Annotated in this window: 23 protein-coding genes; 2 read left to right on the top strand and 21 right to left on the bottom strand. The window is 71.0% G+C overall.

Annotation, left to right across the window (positions count from 1 at the left end):
- Positions 1-381: 381 nt before the first annotated feature.
- From G5C65_RS00280 to G5C65_RS00250, 7 genes are all read right to left on the bottom strand, one after another.
- Entirely contained in the window at positions 382-780 is a 399-nt protein-coding gene (locus G5C65_RS00280; protein WP_206441064.1) for a hypothetical protein, read from the bottom strand.
- Positions 781-1,049: 269 nt separating this feature from the next.
- Entirely contained in the window at positions 1,050-1,970 is a 921-nt protein-coding gene (locus tag G5C65_RS00275; RefSeq protein ID WP_165296496.1) for an N-acetylmuramoyl-L-alanine amidase, read from the bottom strand.
- On the bottom strand, positions 1,967-2,239 hold the full coding sequence (locus G5C65_RS00270; RefSeq protein ID WP_165296495.1) for a hypothetical protein: 273 nt from the start codon (positions 2,237-2,239) through the stop codon (positions 1,967-1,969). Before G5C65_RS00270 ends, G5C65_RS00275 begins: the two co-directional genes overlap by 4 nt.
- A gap of 108 nt (positions 2,240-2,347) precedes the next feature.
- Complete coding sequence (locus G5C65_RS00265) at positions 2,348-2,656, bottom strand: hypothetical protein (RefSeq protein ID WP_165296494.1); 309 nt, start codon at positions 2,654-2,656, stop codon at positions 2,348-2,350.
- A 9-nt stretch (positions 2,657-2,665) separates the two neighbouring features.
- On the bottom strand, positions 2,666-3,160 hold the full coding sequence (locus tag G5C65_RS00260) for a hypothetical protein (RefSeq protein WP_206441062.1): 495 nt from the start codon (positions 3,158-3,160) through the stop codon (positions 2,666-2,668).
- A gap of 17 nt (positions 3,161-3,177) precedes the next feature.
- A complete protein-coding gene (locus G5C65_RS00255; RefSeq protein WP_165296493.1) occupies positions 3,178-5,124 on the bottom strand; it encodes a right-handed parallel beta-helix repeat-containing protein in 1,947 nt (648 codons plus the stop codon).
- A gap of 260 nt (positions 5,125-5,384) precedes the next feature.
- The gene (locus G5C65_RS00250; RefSeq protein WP_338146182.1) at positions 5,385-6,089 is read right to left on the bottom strand and encodes a glycine-rich domain-containing protein; all 705 of its coding nucleotides are present in this window, start codon (positions 6,087-6,089) and stop codon (positions 5,385-5,387) included.
- 128 nt (positions 6,090-6,217) lie between these two features.
- On the opposite strand from G5C65_RS00250, the gene G5C65_RS00245 reads away from it, so the two are divergent.
- The gene (locus tag G5C65_RS00245; RefSeq protein WP_165296491.1) at positions 6,218-6,850 is read left to right on the top strand and encodes a hypothetical protein; all 633 of its coding nucleotides are present in this window, start codon (positions 6,218-6,220) and stop codon (positions 6,848-6,850) included.
- Positions 6,851-6,868: 18 nt separating this feature from the next.
- On the opposite strand, the gene G5C65_RS00240 is transcribed toward G5C65_RS00245, so the two are convergent.
- The 6 genes from G5C65_RS00240 to G5C65_RS00215 all read right to left on the bottom strand — a co-directional run bounded on the left by G5C65_RS00240 (position 6,869) and on the right by G5C65_RS00215 (position 13,970).
- A complete protein-coding gene (locus G5C65_RS00240; RefSeq protein WP_165296490.1) occupies positions 6,869-7,264 on the bottom strand; it encodes a hypothetical protein in 396 nt (131 codons plus the stop codon).
- Positions 7,265-7,283: 19 nt separating this feature from the next.
- Positions 7,284-8,279, bottom strand: coding sequence for a hypothetical protein (locus G5C65_RS00235; RefSeq protein ID WP_338146181.1), 996 nt, complete (start codon positions 8,277-8,279; stop codon positions 7,284-7,286).
- Positions 8,280-8,414: 135 nt separating this feature from the next.
- A complete protein-coding gene (locus G5C65_RS00230) occupies positions 8,415-9,848 on the bottom strand; it encodes a hypothetical protein (protein ID WP_165296489.1) in 1,434 nt (477 codons plus the stop codon).
- A gap of 2 nt (positions 9,849-9,850) precedes the next feature.
- Positions 9,851-13,096: a phage tail protein gene (locus G5C65_RS00225; protein WP_165296488.1), complete on the bottom strand. Its 3,246-nt coding sequence runs from the start codon at positions 13,094-13,096 to the stop codon at positions 9,851-9,853.
- A gap of 107 nt (positions 13,097-13,203) precedes the next feature.
- Complete coding sequence (locus G5C65_RS00220; protein WP_165296487.1) at positions 13,204-13,419, bottom strand: hypothetical protein; 216 nt, start codon at positions 13,417-13,419, stop codon at positions 13,204-13,206.
- Positions 13,420-13,424: 5 nt separating this feature from the next.
- Positions 13,425-13,970 carry a hypothetical protein gene (locus tag G5C65_RS00215; RefSeq protein WP_165296486.1) on the bottom strand — a complete coding sequence of 182 codons (546 nt, stop codon included), beginning with the start codon at positions 13,968-13,970 and terminating at the stop codon, positions 13,425-13,427.
- A 136-nt stretch (positions 13,971-14,106) separates the two neighbouring features.
- Between G5C65_RS00215 and G5C65_RS00210 the strand changes: the two genes are divergently transcribed.
- On the top strand, positions 14,107-14,829 hold the full coding sequence (locus G5C65_RS00210) for a hypothetical protein (protein WP_165296485.1): 723 nt from the start codon (positions 14,107-14,109) through the stop codon (positions 14,827-14,829).
- Here the strand turns inward: G5C65_RS00210 and G5C65_RS00205 are convergent.
- From G5C65_RS00205 to G5C65_RS00170, 8 genes are all read right to left on the bottom strand, one after another.
- Entirely contained in the window at positions 14,826-15,203 is a 378-nt protein-coding gene (locus G5C65_RS00205; protein ID WP_165296484.1) for a hypothetical protein, read from the bottom strand. The genes G5C65_RS00210 and G5C65_RS00205 overlap by 4 nt on opposite strands.
- A 12-nt stretch (positions 15,204-15,215) precedes the next feature.
- The gene (locus G5C65_RS00200) at positions 15,216-15,803 is read right to left on the bottom strand and encodes a hypothetical protein (RefSeq protein ID WP_165296483.1); all 588 of its coding nucleotides are present in this window, start codon (positions 15,801-15,803) and stop codon (positions 15,216-15,218) included.
- Between the two features lie 16 nt (positions 15,804-15,819).
- The gene (locus G5C65_RS00195) at positions 15,820-16,641 is read right to left on the bottom strand and encodes a hypothetical protein (protein WP_165296482.1); all 822 of its coding nucleotides are present in this window, start codon (positions 16,639-16,641) and stop codon (positions 15,820-15,822) included.
- The gene (locus G5C65_RS00190) at positions 16,641-17,354 is read right to left on the bottom strand and encodes a hypothetical protein (protein ID WP_165296481.1); all 714 of its coding nucleotides are present in this window, start codon (positions 17,352-17,354) and stop codon (positions 16,641-16,643) included. Before G5C65_RS00190 ends, G5C65_RS00195 begins: the two co-directional genes overlap by 1 nt.
- A 13-nt stretch (positions 17,355-17,367) precedes the next feature.
- Positions 17,368-18,030 carry a hypothetical protein gene (locus tag G5C65_RS00185; protein ID WP_338146180.1) on the bottom strand — a complete coding sequence of 221 codons (663 nt, stop codon included), beginning with the start codon at positions 18,028-18,030 and terminating at the stop codon, positions 17,368-17,370.
- A gap of 100 nt (positions 18,031-18,130) precedes the next feature.
- Complete coding sequence (locus tag G5C65_RS00180) at positions 18,131-19,555, bottom strand: FkbM family methyltransferase (RefSeq protein WP_165296479.1); 1,425 nt, start codon at positions 19,553-19,555, stop codon at positions 18,131-18,133.
- A complete protein-coding gene (locus G5C65_RS00175) occupies positions 19,552-20,205 on the bottom strand; it encodes a glycosyltransferase (protein ID WP_165296478.1) in 654 nt (217 codons plus the stop codon). Before G5C65_RS00175 ends, G5C65_RS00180 begins: the two co-directional genes overlap by 4 nt.
- An 18-nt stretch (positions 20,206-20,223) precedes the next feature.
- A complete protein-coding gene (locus G5C65_RS00170) occupies positions 20,224-20,706 on the bottom strand; it encodes a C2H2-type zinc finger protein (protein WP_165296477.1) in 483 nt (160 codons plus the stop codon).
- Between the last annotated feature and the right edge of the window lies 1 nt (position 20,707).

Below are 20,707 nucleotides of genomic sequence, written 5' to 3'. Positions count from 1 at the left end.
GGCGAGTACGCCCGCCTGGTCGCGCTGTGGAACGCCGCCGACCGTGCGCACAGAGAGAAGACGCCCCGTCCGGGTTCCGAGGGCGAGGCGTCTTCCTCCAGCACGCCAGCAGCGGTGTACATGGATTGAGGGACAGGGTAGGGCCAGCGGCCACCTCTCGGCCGCGCACCGGACATGAGAGAGCCCGGCCATGCGGGGGAACACGGTCGGGCTCGTCTCCTGGCCGCACGGGGGGGTATGCGGCGCATTCCGGCCGGGAAGGCCGGTTCCTTCTTCAGTGTCCATCACAGGCGCCTTTGTCGTCTGCGCAACGGCGGAATCGTTCGTGCGGCTGTGGCGGAGGAGGCCGCCCGCCCCCGGAGCCGTGGGGCGGGCGGCCGGTCAGGGAGCGGCCGGAGGAGAGTCCGGAGGCGGATCGCTTGGTGTGGGGGCCGGCCCGCAGTCCTCCAGCTCCGGGCAGAGCCGGGCGAGCCGTTCGTTCGCCTGGTCGACGGCGTCCCGGAGGGAGCCGCCGCTGTTCGGGTACAGCTCGTCCTCGACGCGCTGGAGACGTTCCTCGATCGCGGACACCCTCTCCATGACGCCGGGGCGTCCCGGCACACCTGCGCGGGGCGGTTCGCCGGCCCAGTCGTCCATGAAGTCGTCGACCCGGCCCGCGAGCCGGACCATCCCCCGAACAGCTCGCCATACGACCGTGCCGACTCCGGCGAGGATCGTCACCGCGCCGCCCCACACCAGGGCGACGTCCAGGGCCGGGATGCCGGTCGCGTCCACGTTCACCGACCGCTCGGCCCGGGCTCGTCGCCGGTGCGCGGAGTGTGCTTCGCCTTCCAGCCGGACACGGCAGTGATCACCGTCGGGACAAGCGCGAGGACGAATGGACTTAGCCCATCCGGCATCCACTCCAAGAGCCGGGCATTGTCCTGCACTGCGGCGAGCGCCCCGAGAAGACCGGTCGAGCCGAGGTAGGCGGCAGCAGTCGCGAAGGTCACCTTCCGCTCGATGGGCGGGGTTGGGCGCGCTCGACGGCCAGCCATGGTCTGCACCTTTCAGTCGATGACGTCGAAGCCGTGCCGGGCACCGAGCCTGGTGACGGAGTCGCGGCCGGGGATGCCGTCCGCCGCCTGCCCCGGCTTCCTGCCGCGGTAGCCCAAGCGCTCCTGCCAGAGGCTCGTCGCGGTGACGGTCGTCGTGCCGAAGTGTCCGTCCAGGAACGCCTTCGCCAGCAGACCCTCGTCGACGAGCGCCGCCTCGTACGTTCTGACGCCGGCGTACGTGACCGGCTGTCCCGGCGCCTGCGGGTTGGACCGAGCGGCGGCGATGAGCCGGGACAACGACACCTTCGGCCGCTTCGGTGTGGGGAGCGGACCGGGCTCGCTCTCGCCGAGCCGGGCCGCGACCCGATCGCGCATGCCGTCCATCGAGAAACCCCGCGGGTCGGACTTGCCGGGCTGCCATTCCAGATGCCCGAGGATCGAGCGGGCGCCCCAGCCGTGCACACGGCAGATCGCCGCGCTCACCCGCTCGATCGCGTCGAGCTGCGCGCCGGGCCACGGGTCGGAGCCGTCGCCCAGGTTCTCGCACTCGAACCCGTAGAAGGCGCGGTTGCCGTCGACCGTCGCTTCGTCATCTCGCGGCAGGGCGCTCTCGGAGATGACGGCGGAGAGCACGTCCGGGTCTCCGAGCCCGGCGTGATTCGCCCTGCCGTAGCCGACGAGGTGCACGCACCCGTCCTTGGCGATCACGCCGTGCGCCAGCGGGCCGGGGAGGCCGCTGTATCCGTCGCGCACGATGCGTACGGTGGCCGCGGTTCCCTTCGTCACGGTGTGATGGATCATCACCCCGTGCACGCTGCCCCACGGCCCCATCCGATTCCTGTTGTGGGTACGCCAGTTGCATTCCTCGACGACGGTCACGCCCTCCTCGCGGAGCGCCTGGATGAACCGGGTGGCGGACATCGGCGCGCTCACTGGGCGACCTCCGGCCAGTGCCAGGAGCCGCCAAGCGCGGTCGATGGGTCCGCGTACACAGAGCCGCCAGCGTCGAGCGGATGGAAGAACGTCCCGGTCGGGTTCTGGACTGCGAGGCCAACACGCCCCGGGTCGTCCCGGTCAACCTCGGTGATGACGGCGGCGCGACAGGCCGCGGGGAACGCCTGGGAACCGTCTCCGCGCAGGGGCGTGCCGTGGCTGACGTAGTGCACCACGTCGCCGACCGACGGCAGGGATGGGACGAGCATGGCGGATCTCCGTGGGAAGAAGGCCGGCGCGGGCGCGCTGGCGTTGTGTCGGGGCTGGCCGAGCGGCGGAGGAGCTGGCCGCTCCCCACGCCGTGCGCGCGACCTGCGTCACGCGCCGTCCTCGGCCGGCATCGGCCCGGGCCAGTGCCAGGTCCCCGGCACGGTCCCGGCCTCGTCGAACTCGACGTTCTGCCGGAACATCACCCCGGTCTCGGCGAACACCGTCAGCGACACCTGCGGGTGCTCCGTCGCCTTGCGCGCCGACCTGGTCGTACCCTCCGGCAGGGGCTCGACCGCGGTGATGATTGCCGCGAGGTCCGTCACCGGCAGCGGCGTCGTGCCACCCTCCGGGACGTCGCTGACCGTCGATACGAACCGCACGATCCGCCCCACGGACGGAATCTGGGAAGTAGCCATGTACGCCTCCTAGGCGTCGTTGATGACGAGCTTGAACTCGGCGAGGACCATCGCCCTCGGGCGGCTGTCGTTGTGCGCGACCCGCAGCGACAGCGGCACGGCAGGGTTCACGAAGATGCCGTGGGTCTTGGTGAAGCACTGCATCCCCGGCGTCGGGGTGCGGTGGTCGGTCGCGGTGGTGTTCTCCGGGTCCGGCCCGAACGCGAGCGCGTCCCGCACGAACTGGTCCCGCAGCTCGGTGTAGCCCCCGGCCTCCCACTGGATCATGGCGTGGAGCTGTCCCCAGCCGGACCGGCTCGGCCAGATGAGGCCGGACCGGTCGTCCCTGTCCCAGTCGGTGATCGTGTAGCCGTCGGGCTGCTGCACCTGGTGCATCGCGTGAACGTCGTACGACTCCCTGTAGCCGAAGGGGAAGTGCACGATCGTGTAGCGGCCGGGCTGGATGATCTGGTCCGTGTCCCGTTTCAGCGAGCAGACCGCGACGCCGCTCGTGGTGCAGGTCATCAGTAACGTCCCTTCCTTCAGACCCGGTTGAGGCTCGCGGCGAGCACCTGCGCCGTGTTGGATGCGGAAGCGGCTGACCACTGGGCGGTGACAACGAGGGCCTGGTCCGCGGTGCTGTCCCGCGTGACCGTCCCGTCGGTGACCTCCTGAAGCGCCTGGCCGGTCGTGGAGGCCAAGCGATGGACGAGCTGCCCGTTCGCCGTCCAAGTCCCCGTGGAGCCGGGCACCACGGCGTGCAGTACGCCGCTCACGGACCAACCGCGGCCGGCGATGCCCGACGCGGTGGTGACGGCGGAGAACGCGGCGAGGACCGTCCCCGTCGCGCCGCCGAGGCGCACCCGGATCGTCAGCGTCGGCGTTCCCGTGGTGGACGCCTGGCCGTGGACGGAGAACCGGTAGCCGGTCCCGGGGAGCGCGTCGTTAGCGGGGATCAGGAGGCTCGCCACGGCGGTCTCCGTGGTCGTGTTCGCCGCGGTGCCGGTGGTGATGGCGCCGGGCGCGTCCGCGCTGTTGCCGCGCCGAACGGCGCCGGTGACGGTGCCGGTGAAGTTGATCGGCGTCGATGTCGTTGCGTTGGTGCGGGTGTCCCGTACGAGAACCCGCTCGGTGTACGTGCTGACCTGCACCCCGTAGCCGGTGATGGCGTACAGCTCGCACGCGTCGACGAGGAGGTCCGCCCCGTCCCAGATGTGCACGCCGTTCGCGGCGGTCCCGGTGACGGTGCAGTCGACGATCTGCACGTCCGTCGCGTCAGTAGCCGGGGTCGACCGCGAGTCGACGGTGATGCCGGCGCCGCCGCTGCCGTTGACGTGGCAGTCGGCGAATCGGCCGCGTCGCGTCCCCAGGGTGCTGATGGAGGTGAACCCGGTGGTGTGCGCGACAACCTCGGTCACGACGTAGTCCTCGACGTACTCCATGCGCACGGCCTGCTGGTCGACGTCGCGCGCTGTGACGTGCCCGACCGAGACGTCCTGGACGTAGCCGGTCTCCTCGCCGACCAGCTCCACGGCCGCGCCGTACCCTCCGCCGCCGGTCATGGTGACGTCGTCGATCACGAGCCCGGCGAGGGGCTGGCTGCCCGTGATGGTCGGCCCGCTCCCGCCGGCCGGTGTGCGGTGGCTGGTGATGCTGGAGTCAAGCGTGCGGAAGCGGATTCCGCCGCCGCAGTCGCGGAACTGCATGCCGGAGATGACGAGCGATTCCCAGGTGTAGGCGCCGATGGCGAACTGGCTGCACCCCCGGAACTCGCAGTCCCGGATGCGGATGTCGCGGTGCGGCCGGGAGGGAGACGCGGAGTGGGAGCCGATGCCGCGCGGCCACGCCGTGGTGCCCGGCGTGTCCGACGGGCCGGTCACGCAGCCCTCGACCAGCAGATCAATGACCGGAGTGTCATCGTACGGGCCGAATCCACCGAAATAGGAAGAACCCTTGGCCAGGTCAGGCTGGATGAACTCGCTGAACTCCCGCCCGCCTGTGTCGACGTAGCCCAGTCCCCTGACGTTCCGGATGACCGCGTGCCGGGTGCTGTTGATCTCGATGCCGTGGTAGCCGCCGACGTCCTTGATGGTGAGATCCCGGATCAGGACGTTCTCCGCATGGCCGATGCTGATGCACATGCCGGGCTCGGCGAACTGAGTGCCGCGGGCGTCCCAGGTGCCGCCCTCGATGACGATGTCCCCGTGCCCGGAGTACGCGGGGAAGGACTGGTCCGCGTCTCCGTTGAGGAGCATCGTGCCGGTGGCCCCGCGCCTCATCGTGGCGCCGGGCGAGAGTACGAGCCGGGTACGGCGGTAGATCCGCACCGGCAGGGTAGCCAGGCGGTAGATCCCGGCCGGGACATAGATGGTGCCGCCCCCCGCGTCGAGCGCGGAGTTCAGCGCCAACTGCAACGCGGGGGCATCGTCGGCCACGCCGTTGCCGACCGCGCCGAAGTCCTGCGGGGTCCAGGTGCCGCCGTTGGACACGTACAGACCGTCTTCGCAGGAGATCTGGTTCCCCGGCTGAGGGGAGATGATCGGCGCCGCAACGAGCGGGCTGGCGATACTGCCGTTGCCCGCGAGCGCGACACACTCCGAGTTCTCCGTCAGGACTGTGGTCGTCGCAGTGTCGCCAGCGCATCCGCAACGGGCCATGATCACCTCTCGGGGTGTTCTCGGCCCGGCCCACAACCAGCAGCGGTATCGAGTCTACGTTGCCCCGGCGAACCCTCGCCGGAACGTCAATGTCAGCCGTACAGCTCGACGATGACGAGGCCGGAGCCGCCGTCCGCTCCGTCGAAGTCGCCGCCGTATGAGAGGGCGCCGCCTGCGCCGCCGCCGTAGCCGCGGGGCGCCGTCCCGACACCGTCGGCAGCGCGGGCAAAGCCTCCGTGCCCAAGCCGGGACTCACCGCCCGCGCCTGACTGACCGTTGGTTCCCGACAGTCGGATACCTGCGCCGCCCGCGCCGCCGCCGGAGGCGTACTGTCCCGTGCCAGCGAAAGGGCCGGCCGGGCCTTGCACGGCGTCCGCCACAGTTCCCGAGGACTGCGCGGCGGTTCCGCCGTCGCCGCCGTTGGCAACGACGAAGCCGCCGAAGCTGCTGCTGCCTCCGGCCCCGCCCGTGCCGTTGCCCGTGCCCGCGGTTCCGCCCGCGCCGACGACGATCGTCTCCACGGCCCCGAGCGCGGACGCTTCCACAGTGGCCTGCGACCAGCCGCCACCCGCGCCACCGGGGCGGACAATGCACTGATCAGCCGCCGCGTTGGCACCCGCGGAACCGCCGCCTGCGCCCTGCGCCTCGACGCGGACACGGGCCAGCCAGGGGTACTCAGCCTTCTCGAACTGGTAGGTGCCCGCATCCTTGAAGAAGAGGGTCAGGCGGAGCCCCATGGTGCCCGGGACCAGACACAGCTCGCCGTCGTCAGTGATCCTGAAGTAGTCCGAGCACACGCACACTGATGCCACGTCAGCCTCCTCCGGCAGACTCGCGTGGCCCGGCCCACAACCAGCGGCACAACGGAAGGGTATCCGGCTCGAACCTGTCGCGTACTCCCCGCTCGCGGCACTACATTTCGGCCATGATCTTCCAGGCAGAAACGTTGCGCCTCACCCCGCTGGACACTCGCTGGCACCTCATCGAGCGGGACGCCCTGACGCTCGCCGGCAGGCGAACCGTGCTCACCACCGGTCACAGAACGAAGCGCGAAGTCATAGCCGAGTTCGGCGACATCTGCTGCGAGGACCAGCCGGAGGCGTGGGAGACGCTGCGCGTGGAGATATCCGCCGTACGCCCCGACACCTACGCGCTGTCCGAGGTCCTGGCAGCCGTCACGCGCACCGGAGTCGCGGCTATCGAGGCGTGGGGGCCGTACGACGAGCCCAGCGGCACATGGCCGTATTTCGTGGCAACGGCCGTGGACTTCGAGACGCAGGGCGCCTGCGTGGCCTCCCACCGCGAGGGATGCGACTTCTCGGGCCGGCTCTTTGAGGAGGTATGGGGCCTGTGCACCGAGGACTGGTACGAGCCGAGGGACGCCGACGGGCGCCGTCGTCCGTTCACGCCCGTCATCGCCCCCAAGGACGGCGCGAAGTGGGGGGCCTTCGACACGGATACGCCGCCGCCGACGGCGTCCAGCTCGGCCGTGTGGGACCGGCTGCTGGAGAGCGACTGGTTCCGGAAGCTCAGCATGAGGTACAACGCGAGCGCCTGACCGCGCTCGGGCGAGGGCTCAGCCTGTCGCCTCCGTGACGATGACGTGCACCGGCACGCGCGGAGTACGAGTGCCGGAGCTGCTGACGACCCGTACGACGGCGTGGCGGTATGTCACTTCCTCCACCACGGCCACGCCCGTTCCCGCCCCGATCACCGAGGCCACCACCACGGGCGCAGCGAAGGGCCGCGCGAACTCCACCCGCGCCCCGCCGTCTTCGCCGGTGACGAGAGCGAACGCCGCGACTCCGGGCGGCGTGGGTTTCGGCGCGGCCTGCGCGGCCTGCGCGGGCGCGGCGGGCTGCTCCTCGGCCTCGGGACGGGCGGGGCGGGCTCGCCGCGTCGTCGCCCGGGTCCGCCGGTCAATGTCCCGCAGGATGCTGGCCATGGGGTTGCCCGGCACCCGGCGGCTCATCCCTCCTCGCAGCGCCATGTCACACCGCCCCGAACGGCGTGGCGGCCGTGCGCTCGGCGCCCGTGGCGGCGACCTGCACCTGCACGCTTTCGCTGCCGGCCGTCGATTCCGTACCGCCGTTCTCCGTGACCTTCAGACCGGTGATCTTCAAGCGTTGGGTGATCGGGCGACAGGTGGCCTGGGTGGCGATGTCCAGGCACCAGCCGGGCACCAGCGTCGGCACGCTGACGGCGGCCTCCGGCGAGATCGTGACTTGCTGGGTGTCGATGAACACCGGCACCGGCAGCGACCCGCGCAGCCGGGAGCGCGCCGCGTCCGTGGCCGCCAGGTCGGTGGTGATCGAGGTCTGCTCGACGTACCGCTCCAGCAGGCCGTAGTACGGGTCGGTGCCGCCGGCTTCCCCCATCACGTCGCCGTCCTCGTCCCCGGCGACGATCCACCGCGACGCGAGGGCGGTGCCGTCCTCGGCGACGATGAGCCCTTCGGGCAGGTCGGCGTCCGTGAGCGCTCCGACCGTGCCGGTGTGCGTCTCCGGCAGCAGGATGATGCGGGTGCCGACCGCGGTGTAGTCGAGTCCGCCTTCGGCGAGGTCGCGCAGATGGTCACCGGTCTGCCCGATGCCTCGACGGTACGACCGGCCGCCGCGTACTCGAGTACGGCCGATCGTCTCGACGCTGTGCCCGGGGTCGTCCGGGGCGAATCCGTCCTGGATCAGCCACTCGGCGATGTCGGCCAGGTCCGCTTCGCCGAAGTTCACCGTGTCGTGCGGCACCCGGCGGTCCAGGAGCGCCAGGATGTCGCCGGCCCAGATCTCGATGGAACCGGGCGACCACTCCACTTGGAGGATCGGGCCGGACCACACCGGCTGCCTGTCCCGCCAGATGTTGAGGTAGTGCCGCCAGGCGCGGACCTGGCCGAGCCGTTCGCAGCAGTCGCCTTCTGGGATGGCGACGACCCGGGCGGTGCTGGTGTCGTCCAGCGCCCGCGTCCATTCGATCTCGGTGAGGATCTGCACGGGGCTGACCGTGGACCCGCTCCGGTCGGTGATTGATGCGCTGTGTGTACCGCAGCCCGCAACGGCCATGCCGGACCCCTCGCGTCAAGGAAGGTGCCCGGCCCACAACCAGCGGCGGAGACAGGGTATCGGCGGTCAGTAGCCCCGGCCGGAGACGGAGAAGGTGATGCTCGCCAGCTCGGACGGCGGGTGCATCACGTCCGTCTCGATGGACAGGCACAGCGTTCCGCAGGTGAACGGCTTGAAGGTCGGTGGGGCGCCGTCGATCCCGTACACGTCGCGGGAGGTCTCGCAGAACGCCCCGCACTGGACGGTGGACCGGCCGATCTGCCCGTCGAGCACGACGGCGCCCTGGGCTGGCACGAAGCTGATGTGGTACTGGCTATGAGGGTTGCAGCGCTGGAACTCGACGACCTCCTCACAGGTCATCTCCTCGCCGCCGAGGGGCCGTTCGTAGAAGGTGAGCGTGACGTTCCGCAGATCCGTGCTCCCGGACCGAACCGTGATCACCGGCACGTCCCGCGACCAGCCGGGGCGGTCGGACAGGTCGATCTCGTACACCTCGCGCTCCACGGCCAAGGGCAGGCAGTAGCAGGTGTCCAGCGAGGTCGGCATGGGCGGAGCCGGCATGTCACACAGCGGGTCGGAGCACCGGCTGAGCGGGTCGATGCATGCGGCGAAGCGGCACGTGCCCCCGCAGGTCTCCCGCTCGATCTCGGTGACGGGCCAGGCCCGGGCGCACGCCGCGTCATCGTCGACGACGGCCGCCGCGATACTGCCGGGCGCACACTCGGCGTCCGTGATCTCCACGCACCAGCTCGGCGGCGTCGCCCCGTGGATGCACCAGGTCACGCACGCGTCGGAGTCGTCCGAGGGCAGGGGCACGTCCAGGACCGGAGTGGGCTCCGTCCACAACCACGGGGTGGCGGCAACGAGAATGATCTCGACGGTGATGACGTCGGCGCCGATCGAGCACTCGCCGACGGTGCAGCCGGTGCCGTTCCGGGCGGTGACCGTCGGCCCCTGGGTGAGCGCCACGCGCCGTACGGTGCGCAGGTGCCGCGCCCGGAACAGCTCCGGGTCCTCGTCGTCGCCCGGGCAGCAGTTGAACACCTCCATGCAGTCGCCGTCACACCCGGCCCCGGCGCACCCGGCCATCGCCTCACCGAGCCAGTGCAGGCCGTACTCGACGGCACAGCACGTGGCGCCGAGGAGGATGCCGGTGATGGTGACGGTCCGCGGCATCACCTGGGACGGTCCGAGCGCGGCGCCGCCCCTCACGGCGCTGGTGGTGGCCCGCCGCATCGGGTAGTCGTCCAGCCCGTCGATGGACAGGATGCGGAACCCCGCGAAGTCGGCGGACTCGGGCACATCCGGGTCGTACCACGGGGCTTCGTCCGCGTCGGGTGTGCTGTACGGGGCGTCGCCCAGGACTTCCGCGGTGAGGGTCGGGCAGCCGCACACGCCCGGGTCTGCGAGCGGCGAACCGACGGTCTCCAGATACGTGGCCAGCCGCGCGCTGTTGGTGATCTCCACGCCGCCCATAGTCAGGTAGTCCTCGATCGCCATCGTCAGATCACTCCAGCGGCCAGGGCGAGACGGGACGCGACGCGGTGCGCCGTCACACGGCCGTCGCCTGCTTCGTAGATGTGGAACACCGGTCCCTGCCGGGTGGGCGCGGGCGGCCCCGTCTTGTCTGCGCTGCCAGAGGCGGCGGACAGCATGTCGGCGAGCCCGGACTGCTCGGCCAGTTGCCGAGCGCGGGCGGGCTTGGTCAGCGGGATGATGACCTCGGGGCCGGCCTCGCCGACCAGGCCGACGACGGGCGACTTGACGATCCCGCCGTCCGCGAAGGGAAGGACCGACCGGACCGCTGACGGCAACCCGCTCTTGATCTTGCTGACGATCCTGGAGCCGATGTTCCCGAGTGAGGAGACGATCTTGCCGGGCAGCGACGAGAACAGGCTCACGATCGACGAGATCAGCGAGGAGACGGCGCGCCGCGCCGCGCCGACTGCTGACCGGAACACCCCGGCGATCCGGCTACCGAGCCCGGACAGAGCGGACACGATCCGGCCCGGCAGCGACGAGAAGAACGAGGCGACCGACGAGCCGAAGGAGCGGGCAGCGGCCAGCGCGGACGAACCGGCCGACCGGAACAAGCCCGCGATCCGGCCGGGCAGCGCGGCCAGCACGGCACCGATCCGGCCGGGCAAGGACGCGAAGAACGACACCGCGCTGCTGATGAACGAGGAGATCGCTGACCGGGCGGAGGACACGGCGCGGGAGAACGCGCCGCCGATCGCGGAGCCGAGCGACGCCAGCGCGGACACGATCTTGCCTGGCAGCGAGGTGAACAGGTAGATCACGCCCGCGAGCGCGGTCAGCAGGGCGATCCCGACCGCCGCGACCGCGTTGACGAACAGGTCCACCAGCAAGCCGGGCAGCGCGGCCAGCGCGGACATGATCCGGCCCGGAAGGCTGGTGAAGAAGTTCACCACCGACGTGAACGCGGTGGAGATCCACGTTCCGATCGTCGTCACCAGGTTGGTGAAGAACGTGGCGATGGTCGTGCCGAGCGTCGTCAGCGCGGTAACAATCGTCGTCGGCAGGTTCGTGATGAACGTCAGCACCGACGACAGGCCGTTGATCAGCCAGGTCAGCACCGAGACGACGCCCTGGATGATCGGGACGACTGCGTTGATCGTCAGCCAGGACGCGAACCCGGCGGCGAGCTGGAGGACGGGCGCCAGGAGCTGGATCGCCAGGACGACCAGCGGAGCCAGAGCCTCGACCAATCCGGCGATCGGCGGCAGGATCGGTAGGAGCGCCTGGAGGATCGCGTTGAACGCCTCCACGATCGGCGGGAGCACCGGCAGCAGTGCGTCCGCGAATGCCGTGTAGACCGGCACCAGCGCGGTCGCCACCCGCACGAGCACCCCTGCCAGCGTTGACAGGACTGGAGCCAGGGACGAGACGAGCTGGCCGACCGCCTGGCCGACGCCGGCGGCCAGCGGCGCCATGGCCTGCACCAGCGTGGTGAACGCCTGGCTGATCTGCGGCAGAACCGGCATCAGCGCGCCGACCAGCGCAGAGATGATCGGCTGGAACAGCGTCGCGAGGTTTTGGAGAACCGGCGCGAGCATCTGCGCGACGACCGCGACGAGCTGCCCGACGAGCGGCAGGAGCGGGGCCAGCGCGGAGAGGACTGATCCGATCGCCGCGCCGAGCGGGGCCAGGGACGGGCCGATGATGCCGAGCCCTTCGGCCAGGGCCGCGCCGATCTCCGCGACCGCCGGGGCGATGGCCGCAAGAGCGGGGCCGAGCGCGTTGATCAGATTCGTGAGCGCCGGGCCGAGCGCCGTGAAGATAGGCGCCAGCGCGGGAGCAATCGCCCCGACCTGTGTGACCAGCGCTGCCAGGATCGGGCCGAGCTGCGCGGCGATCGTCCCGACCGTGGCGAAGATGTTTCCGATCGCCTCCTGGCCGCGGGCGGAGTTGACGAAGTCGGAGAACGCGCCAGTGACCTTCTGGAGGTTGGCGAGGAACCCCGCGCCGGCAGCGTTCCCGGCGGAGAAGACACCGGAGATGATGCTCCCGACGTTGCTGATGACGCCGCCGAGCTGTTGGAAGACGCCCAGGGCGGTCTCCACCCACGCGACCGCCTGGCCGCCGCGCGCCGCCTGCTGGAGGAACGTCGCGAACCGTGCCGACGCGCTGGAGATCGCCGCGCCGAGCCGGGACCCGAACGCCTCGGAGACCGCACCTCCGACTTCGAGGAAGCCCTTGACGACTTCCCCGATCTGCGCACCGACCCCGGCGAGGGCCGAGGACGTGCCCGCGAAGATGCTGTTGACCGCCGCGATGGAGCGCTGCGCCTGGATGGCCTCCAGGGCGTTGCCGGCGATGACGCCCCACTGCGAAGCGACGGAGGACAGGCCCTTGGTGAGCGGCCCGCTCAGCGCTTCGGCGGCTTGGGTGATCTCCCCCTCGAAGACTCCGAAGAAGGAGTCCTGGACGGTGTTCCGCAGGTCCTCGAACGCGGGCTTGAGTGCCCGCACTTCGAGCGCGGCGGCGCGTGCCTTCGGCGACAGCGACTCAAGCGACGCCTCGAACTCCTCCGCGCTGCCGGTCAAGGCCGCCTGGAAGGCGTCCGAAACGCCCATGAGGGCGAGGCGCAGGCCGCCGAGGGCGGCCTGGGTGCCGAGGATCGCCGCCGGGGCTGCGGCGATGATCCCGACCGCAGGGGCGAGCGCGGCGACGAGGCCGCCGACGGCGGACGCAGCGCTGGCGGCTGCAATGCCGACAGCGCCAAAGACGAGGAGACCCCGCAGCGCACCGGCGACCCGCCCGGCGATACCACCGAGGCCGGACAGCGTGCGGCTGAGCCGGTCGGTGTCGACGTTGGCGTGGACCGTGACGTCCGGCGGCCGGTGCGCCCGGATACGGGCGTCGAAGCCGTCGAGGTCGGGGACCACCCGGACCGGAATCGAGACACCGGCCAGGACGGCCCGGACCCGCTCGACGAATCCCGTCAGATCGGGGGTGACCGGGACGTTGATGCCGCCCAGGTCACGCAGCCCGTTGATCAGCGCCGCGTCGAATCGGCGCAGGTCCGGCTCGACGCGGACCGTCACGGCCGCCGCGTTCAGGCCGCGCTGGATGTTCCGCCTGATCTGGACGCCGACGTTGCGGGTGCCCCGGTCCAGGGTGTTCTGGATGCGGTTGGCGACCTGCCGCGAATCCGACGCCGTGTCGTCGTCGTCGAGGACGATCGTGATGCGCGCGGACCCGTAGTCGATGTCCTCGCCAGCCACCGGGCACCCCTCGCGTCAAGGAAGGTGCCCGGCCCACAACCAGCGGCGTCACGCGCCCGCAGGGGCCTTGATAGACCGGCCCGGGGCGCGTGTCCCCAGGTTAGCCGCTAGCCACCGGCGCCCAGCCGCGCGTCTTCAGCGGCGAGCTGAGCGGCGAGGGACTGGGCCTGAGCCCGGTCCATGCCCATGCCGGGTGGCCGTCGGCGGCGCCGTCCGCGCCCGCGTTCGCTCGCCGGGGGCGCGTACAGCTTGGCCCGGTTCCGCTGCCGCTCGGCGTCGTCCTCGGCTGCGGCGTCCATGGACGCCTCCGAGGCGTTGAGCATGGTCGTCAGCGTCCACGAGCGCGGGTCGACGCCTTGGAGGGCGAGGCCGCCCTCCCACGAGTCCCAGGAGGAGGCGATGCTGCCGCAGAGCCTCCAGATGACCCAGTAGGGCGCTGGCCGCCCCCATACAGCTCGACGGCCCACTCCAGCAGCTCGACCAGGACCCGGTCGGGGAGCTGCATCCCGGCGTCGACGACCGCGGCGTCCTCCAGGCCGTCGGCGTGCTCGACGGCCTCCTCCGGGGTGCCGAACGACTCCACGACCTCGCCGGCCTGGACTACATCCCAGCGGGCGAACTGCTCAGCGGACTCGGGCAGCATCAGCCGCGCGAGGAACACGCGCAGGGACCGGACGATGGAGCGCAGCTTCTCCGGCTCGACCCTGGCGAGGTCGTTCATGTCGACGCCGAGCTGCTTCTGCGTCTGTTGCAGATCTTCGTACGCGTCGAGGAACTGGGCGCCCATCACCTCGGGCTGGAACAGCAGCTCGGTCGAACCGATCTCGGCGACGTGGGGCTCGGTGTTGAGGGTGAACTGGCGGCGCTGGCTCATCGGGTGGCTCCCGTGGTGCTCGTACTGAGCGCCCGGCCCACAACCAGCGGCGCGCACCGAAGGGTACGCGGTCGGCGAGGGTCTGCTTGGGCGTCAGAGCGACGCCCTACCGTGAACGAGAAGGGGAGGGACCGAGATGGGGAAAGCCCAACTAGCCTGGGACGAGCTGAACGCCCGTCAGCGCACTTACATGGAAGTCCTGTACGCCGAGGACCAAGGGCTGGAGGAGGAGCAGCGCCGCCTCGGCGCCCAAGGCCGGTTCACCAAGAACCCCGCCCACGTGTGGCGGCGGATCTTCCTCTCCGGGCAGTACGCCCCGACCCCGAGGGCGCTGAGAGCGCGCGGGGTGTGGGAGTCGGGCGCAGGTTCCACCTTGGCGGCGCTCGCCGACCGCGGCCTGATCGAGCTGGGAACCACCGACAGCGGAGCGCCGTACGCGCTCCTCACCCGCGCCGGCCGCGCCGCGATCCGCGCCGGGCTGGGCATTGTGCCGACGCCGCGCAAGGAGCCGTGGGAGCTGTCCGAGTGGCTGTGGCGCGAGATGGCCAAGGTCGCCCGGGCCGGGGCGGAGGGCCTGCCGACCGAGGAGCTGTTCGGGTCCGCGCACCTCTACCTTGTCGCCGGGTACGACATGCACCGTGGGAACCGGCCCTACCTGCACGTCCACGAGCAGACCGTCACGTACACGCCCCGGGACTTCGACGGTCGGCCCTACACGGGCCGTCAGGCGAGTCGCGCCGTGCGCCGCTACCGGTTCACCGAGGAAGGCCGGGCGCACTACGCCGAGCACGTCGCGGACTACCGCGCCTTCTACCCGGACATCGAGGCGCCCGACGCGGCCCCGGCCGTCGAGGGCTAGCGGCCCGCGCGAAGCGCCCGGCCCAGAAAGTCGTTCGCCTTCGTTCCGGGGTGGTGGACGACGGCGGCGAACACGGTCCGCCCGCCCACGTCGAACCGCAGCGCCTTCGCACGGCGCGGCCGGATGATGTGCGGCCGAGTCCCGTACAGCACGTACAGCGTCGCCGGGTGGTCGCAGACGATGACGCCCTCCAGCCCGCTCGGGGCGGATTCGATCTTCCAGTCGATGTAGGCGCCCATGCGGCCCGGGGCCTCGCGGCGCGCGATGTCGGCGACGCGGCGCGTACGGCGGGCCAGGAAGCGCTCAGCGATCCCGCCCCGGGCACGCAGCGCCCGCGCCAGCCGTCCCTGCTCGATACGCATTTCAACCGTCATGGCGGTCTCCATTCACGGGGAATCCTCGGGGCAGGGCCAGCAGCCGGGCAGGGCCACCGTCACCCGTTGCTCGATGCCGACGCAGCCGCCCTGCGGGCCGACGGTGCGCTGCTGGCCCATGACGTACTTCCGGCCGCGTCGCCGGCCGGGCTCCGAGCCGTTGAGGCAGCAGTACAGGGCGTTGAACACGGTCATCGAGTCGACGTGCAGCACCTTCGCGGCCTGGTCGAGTTCGTCGCACGACGGCGGGCATCCCTGCTCGTCCGGTGTCGGAGCGCAGCGCAGCAGCGTCACCGCGATCTCGGCCGCGGTGGTTGTCGGCATGGGGCAGTTCCGGGAGCCCATCACGGACCGGTCCTCGTTGGGGAACGGATTCGTGGGGAACAGGCGGATCAGGTTCACGGAGAGCTGCCCACCGTCGCCCGGGTCGCCGCACGGGTCGTCGCACCAGTCCCATGCGGGCTGTCCGGGCACGACGCACGACCGGCACGGGCATCCCGGCTGGCCGGGGACCTGGGCCGCGGTGACCTGGAGCGCGGCGCACACGCAGCCGAGGACCGTCTCGGTCAGCTCGTGCAGCGACATCGGCGTCAGCGGCATGAGTGGGGGCCTCCGTTCACGGCCAGGTCGTCGCGCGGGGGCGCGGGAGGTCAGGGCTGTACACGCGGGAGGCGGAGGCGAGCCGGCCGGGGTTCACGGCCGCGAGCCAGGCGTCGACGAGCGGCAGTCCGGTGCGGCCCTCGCTGTAGATCAGCGTCGGGTCGGCGAACTCCATCTCGAAGCCCTGCCGGTTGAGCCGGGAGACGTTCTTGTTGGACTTGCAGCCGCACGAGCTGCCGCCGCAGCCCTTGATGTAGTGGCACGCCAGGTCGGACACGGCGGCGATGGCTGCCTCATCGAGGGGGAGGCCGGTCCGGTACGTCACGGTGAACGTCCCCGGCGTGCCCGACGGTGCGGCCATGTCCTGGCAGGTCGGCCAGCACTCGCCGTCGGTGCGCACCAGCATCCCCGGCGCGTCCACCCGGTACGCGCCGATCACGCCCTGGTCAGGGTCGGGGGCGGGCAGCTCGTCGCCGTCGACGTCGACCTTCACGATGTCGTACACCGGGCCGGGCAGGTACACCTCGCACAGCTCGCCGCATGAGCAGCCGCCCGTGCAGGAGCAGGGGGAGGCGTTGCGCCACAGACCGTCGACGCCCTTGTACGGCACCCACGGCCCGGACGAGTCCCAGCGGATGCCATAGCCCCAGCCGTCGAGGCAGGAGCGGCGGCACGGCCGCACTTCCACGGGGCAGGAAGGCCCCCAGCGGCGGCCGGAGAGCATCCACAGCATGATGCTGGCGACGCGGGTCCACCGGTCGATCGTCTCGGTCTCGGTGCCCTCGGGCAGGTCGCAGCACGTCAGGTCGGTCGGCCACGGGTCGCACACGTTCGGCATCAGCGGCCTCCCGCTTCGTAGCGGCCACGGCGGGGGAAGGCTTGGCGGATGTGCTGGCCGACGAAGCCGTTCTCGAAGCTGTCCGGCATCGTCGACAGGAACGGGCTCGCGCGGTCGAACTTCGGGCCGCGCTTGAGGATCTTCACGTCGCGGATCTCGTCGCCGCCGATCCCCGCCAAGTTCCCGTACAGCGTGCGCTTATGGACGACGTCCAGCCGCTTCGCGATGCCGAGGGCCTTCAGCATGGCCTCCTTCTCGACCGGCAGCGGGACGTGCAGCTCGTACGACAGCGGGTCCTCGTGCCCGAGGCTCACCAGCAGGTCGCGGGTCTCGCGCAGCCCGCGCAGGTACCGGCCGGACGCCCGGCCTTCGTAGTACGTCTCGACGGCGGACACCGGCCCGCGGTGCAGCACCGGCATCCCCTGGTCCTGCGGGCGCATGACGAAGAAGTCGTCGTTGCACAGCAGGAACTGGTCGCTCACACCGGCCGTCATGCACGCCGTACGGACCGCGTGGGTCGTGTTCTGGTACTTCGTGCCGGACTGGTGGGTCGGCAGGTGCTTCACCCCGCGCACCCACGGGGGCTTGTGCCCGACCAGCCAGACGTGCCGGTGCGGCAGGTTCTCGGCCCACGAGCGCAGCGCGTAGCGGAGCTGCGGGTTCGTGGCGCCGACCCGCACCGGCACGACGATGTCGACCTCGGGTGTGGTCACCGTGTCCAGCCGTTCAGGAGGGGGAGGCGCCGCACAGGACCGGGGTGTACGCGCACACCGGCTCGGGCGGCGCGACGCTCGTCACGAACGTACGGCGGTGGCAGTTCGAGCCCAGCGGCGTCAGCAGCGGGCCGGGGGTGCCGGCCGCGTCGGTCGGCATGATGTCGTACGGGCCGGTGCCCCAGCCGCCGCCCGCCCGCGTGGCGCCGTTGAGGACGAGGGACACGGCCTCGTTGCCGACTTCCAGGTCCCCGAGCTGCCCGTTGGTCACCCACGGCATCAGGAAGTAGATCCACGCGCCATCACCGGTCGCGTCGGCGTCGCAGACGTCCTCACCGAGGACTTCGGCCCACAGCTCCAGGGCGAAGCCGCTGTTGCACTGGATTGAGCAGTCGTCGTAGCCGATCGGCTCGCCGTCGAAGCCGTACACCACCGGGTTGCCGGTGGTGATCTCCACGAACTCCGGGCTCACAGAGAAGAAGTTCAGCTCGATGTCGTACCCGTTGAAGGTGGGGCAGCCGCGCTTGAAGCCGCACTGCCGTCCGTTCGCGGCGGTGTAGGCGACGTCCTCGCCTTCCTCCACGTTCGCGTTCATGGCCAGGGTGGCGAAGCAGTCGAAGACGAACCCGTTGTCCTCGCCGCAGACCGGCCTACCGCATCGGTCGACCCTGGTCACACGGATCACGTCAGCATTCGCGATCAAGGGGCAGGGCATCGTGGGCCTCCACTACGTGATGTGGTGTAGGCCCGGCCCATAACCAGCGGCTACCAGGAGTCTAGCCGCGCACGGGGGTACGCGTGCGGCGTGGCCTGCTCAGGACGGGCACGCGGGGATAGCTGGGCGTGGGCGGAAACGCCTCCCGCACCTTCGCCGGCAGATCGGACGGGGTCACCACCCCGCGCGACCAGTCGACCCTCGCGGGCGTCTCGTCGAGGCCGACGAACCACGAGGCGCGCCGCGTAACGGCGTTCCCGTGGGCCAGCAGTGACGGGTTGTCCGGGCCGGTGCGGTGCTCCACCAGCGACGGCATCGTGTAGTAGCAGGGCGTGCCGATGCTGGCGAAGTAGTAGGCGATGCGGTGGTCATAGTTCGTGATCTCCGGGTGGGTGTCGCCGTAGCTCACGATGCCGGGGATGGACATGGTCGGCACGATGACGGCCTGGCCCCACCAAGGACCCTCGAAGACCGCGAACGAGGCGTCCCTCGCCTGCGCGGCCGTGACCAGCTCGCTCATGCGGAACCGGTGGGGCTGGGTCCGCGACCGACCCATGTACAGCGCCACGGGGTTGCCGGGAGGCACGTGCCGCAGCATCTCGGCGCACCCGGCCAGCAGCTCCTTGCAGGGCTGCACGTCGTCCTGGATCACCAGGTGATGAGTGGCCTCGGGAGCGTGCGCCAGCAGGGAGCGGCGGCCGGTGTCCCAGCGGTCGTTGTAGCGGTCCCAGACGACCTCTGCCGGGCCGTCCAGGTCCTCCAGCAGCTCGTGAACGAAGTGCTCCCGCTTGGGATGTGCCATCACCGCCGTACTCAGGCGTACTTGACCGTGCCCGGCGGGGGCGTACCCGTACGTCGGTGTGATCGCGTACTGCCCGAACTTCGCGTAGCCGTACTCGGAGAGGAAGTCGTCGACCTGCCGCAGCCGCTTCCCCTCGGTCTCGATGTAGAGGACCGGCCGGTCCCTCTCGATCGTCTCGCGGGCGCCGCGCAGGATGTCCATCTCCCCACCCTCGACGTCGATCTTGATGAGGGTCACGTCGCGCAGGCCAAGGCTGTCGAGCGGGACGACTGGGATGTTCCCTGCCCGGTCGCGGACCGCCCGGGCCATCCCGGTGTTGCTGCGGCGGGGCTGCTGGAGCCGCGCTTTGCCCTTGGCGGCGCCGGCGGCTGCGCCGATGACGTCGACCTGGTCGGCGAGCCGGGACAGGTGCACGTTCCGCAGCAGTTGGGCACGTGACTGCGCATTGGGCTCGATGGCCACAACCCGGAGGCCGCACACGGCGGCGAACCATGTCGTGTGGTTGCCGATGTGCGCGCCGACGTCCACCGCGACACCGCCGCGCCGGACGCGGTTGCGCGCGTCCTCCAGGAGGTCGCGTTCGTACCAGTCCAGGCGGCGGGCGATCCGCGAGCCGATGTGGTCGCCCGAGTCGACATCGAGCCGCACGGTGGCTCCGTGCGCGGACAGAGTGACGCGCTTCAATGTGGTAGCTCCCCTCGCAGTTTCCGGCGGTTGTGCCAGTGGTGGACGGCGTAGCACTCGCCGGGCCACGGAGGCTCGGCCTTCGGTGTGTCCAGCTCGTTCCACAGGTACGGGTAGAACAAGCGGGACGGGAACACCGTGAGCCCGCGGTGCGCACGGTGCGTCTTGGTCAGGTAGGCCGGGCCGGTGGAGATCGCCGGACGGCTGCCCTTGTGCTCGTTGGCGTGCGCCGCCAGCCCTTGGATCAGCCGGTCGATGAACGGCTGCCGAGGTGTCGAGCCCATGAGCCCGTTGGCGATGCGCCGGCCTTCGGACTCCCACGCCGAGAAGCAGTCGACCCCGTCAAGGAGCGGCGCCACGGGGCGCAGGCACTCGAAGTCGGCATCGACGTAGACGCCTCCGTACCGCCACAGCAGCTCGTAGCGGAGTACGTCCGCCCGGAACTGGCCGATGGCGGGCGGCGGCGCGTACTCGGCGGCCCGGTCGTACAGCCGTTGGTTCCGCATCGGCGGGAGGTTGTCGTCGGTCCAGACGCGGACCTTCCAGCCGGGGTGGTGGTTGGCCCAGGTGTCGCGGTAGACCGCGAACCGGCTCGGGACGGGGCCGCCCACCCAGATCCAGTGGATGACCCGCGGGATGGTCTGGCTCACCTGCGGTCGCCGTCTCGCTCACGCACCCGCGTGGACGCGGCGACGGTGGGTGTCCCGGCCGCGCTCCGTGGAGAACGTCCGGTCGCACAGGTCGCACGGGAACCGTTCCGGCTGGTCGTCCGAGGCTGTGTCCGGCGCGTCCAGCGACACCGAGTCCGGTCCGTACGCCGCCGGGTTCACCTCGGGCAGCGGCTCGCCGGGATCGGCGGTCCGCTCCTCGGCCACAGGGGCGGTCAGGCCCTCGGGGGTGGCGACGCCCAGCAGTTCGGCGCGCACGTCGTCCTGCGGCTCCTGGTCCTCGTCGGCGTCCGGGGAGACGTACGGCCGCCCGTCCACGAGGGCGCCGATCAGCAGCTCCTCCGGCGCCTCGGTGAACAGCGCGGCCGGGACGGCGAACGCGTGCGCGGCCACGGTGCGGATCTTGGGGTCCTGGGCCACGGCCCACGCAGCGAACTCGACACGGCGCTCCCGCGCAGGCTCGACGCGGATCAGGTCAGACACA

This window comes from Streptomyces boncukensis (assembly GCF_011045075.1).
Taxonomy (GTDB): domain Bacteria; phylum Actinomycetota; class Actinomycetes; order Streptomycetales; family Streptomycetaceae; genus Streptomyces; species Streptomyces boncukensis.
Note: the sequence above shows the minus strand (reverse complement) of the source record. Positions and strands in the feature narration are given on the sequence as shown.

What these genes read in the sequence shown, in the direction of transcription:
- G5C65_RS00270 (WP_165296495.1), bottom strand. Translation starts at nt 2,239, where the DNA reads ATGCTCGTCCCATCCCTGCCGTCGGTCGGCGACGTGGTGCACTACGTC.
- G5C65_RS00265 (WP_165296494.1), bottom strand. Translation starts at nt 2,656, where the DNA reads ATGGCTACTTCCCAGATTCCGTCCGTGGGGCGGATCGTGCGGTTCGTA.
- G5C65_RS00260 (WP_206441062.1), bottom strand. Translation starts at nt 3,160, where the DNA reads ATGACCTGCACCACGAGCGGCGTCGCGGTCTGCTCGCTGAAACGGGAC.
- G5C65_RS00245 (WP_165296491.1), top strand. Translation starts at nt 6,218, where the DNA reads ATGATCTTCCAGGCAGAAACGTTGCGCCTCACCCCGCTGGACACTCGC.
- G5C65_RS00240 (WP_165296490.1), bottom strand. Translation starts at nt 7,264, where the DNA reads ATGAGCCGCCGGGTGCCGGGCAACCCCATGGCCAGCATCCTGCGGGAC.
- G5C65_RS00230 (WP_165296489.1), bottom strand. Translation starts at nt 9,848, where the DNA reads ATGGCGATCGAGGACTACCTGACTATGGGCGGCGTGGAGATCACCAAC.
- G5C65_RS00220 (WP_165296487.1), bottom strand. Translation starts at nt 13,419, where the DNA reads ATGCTCAACGCCTCGGAGGCGTCCATGGACGCCGCAGCCGAGGACGAC.
- G5C65_RS00215 (WP_165296486.1), bottom strand. Translation starts at nt 13,970, where the DNA reads ATGAGCCAGCGCCGCCAGTTCACCCTCAACACCGAGCCCCACGTCGCC.
- G5C65_RS00210 (WP_165296485.1), top strand. Translation starts at nt 14,107, where the DNA reads ATGGGGAAAGCCCAACTAGCCTGGGACGAGCTGAACGCCCGTCAGCGC.
- G5C65_RS00205 (WP_165296484.1), bottom strand. Translation starts at nt 15,203, where the DNA reads ATGACGGTTGAAATGCGTATCGAGCAGGGACGGCTGGCGCGGGCGCTG.
- G5C65_RS00200 (WP_165296483.1), bottom strand. Translation starts at nt 15,803, where the DNA reads ATGCCGCTGACGCCGATGTCGCTGCACGAGCTGACCGAGACGGTCCTC.
- G5C65_RS00195 (WP_165296482.1), bottom strand. Translation starts at nt 16,641, where the DNA reads ATGCCGAACGTGTGCGACCCGTGGCCGACCGACCTGACGTGCTGCGAC.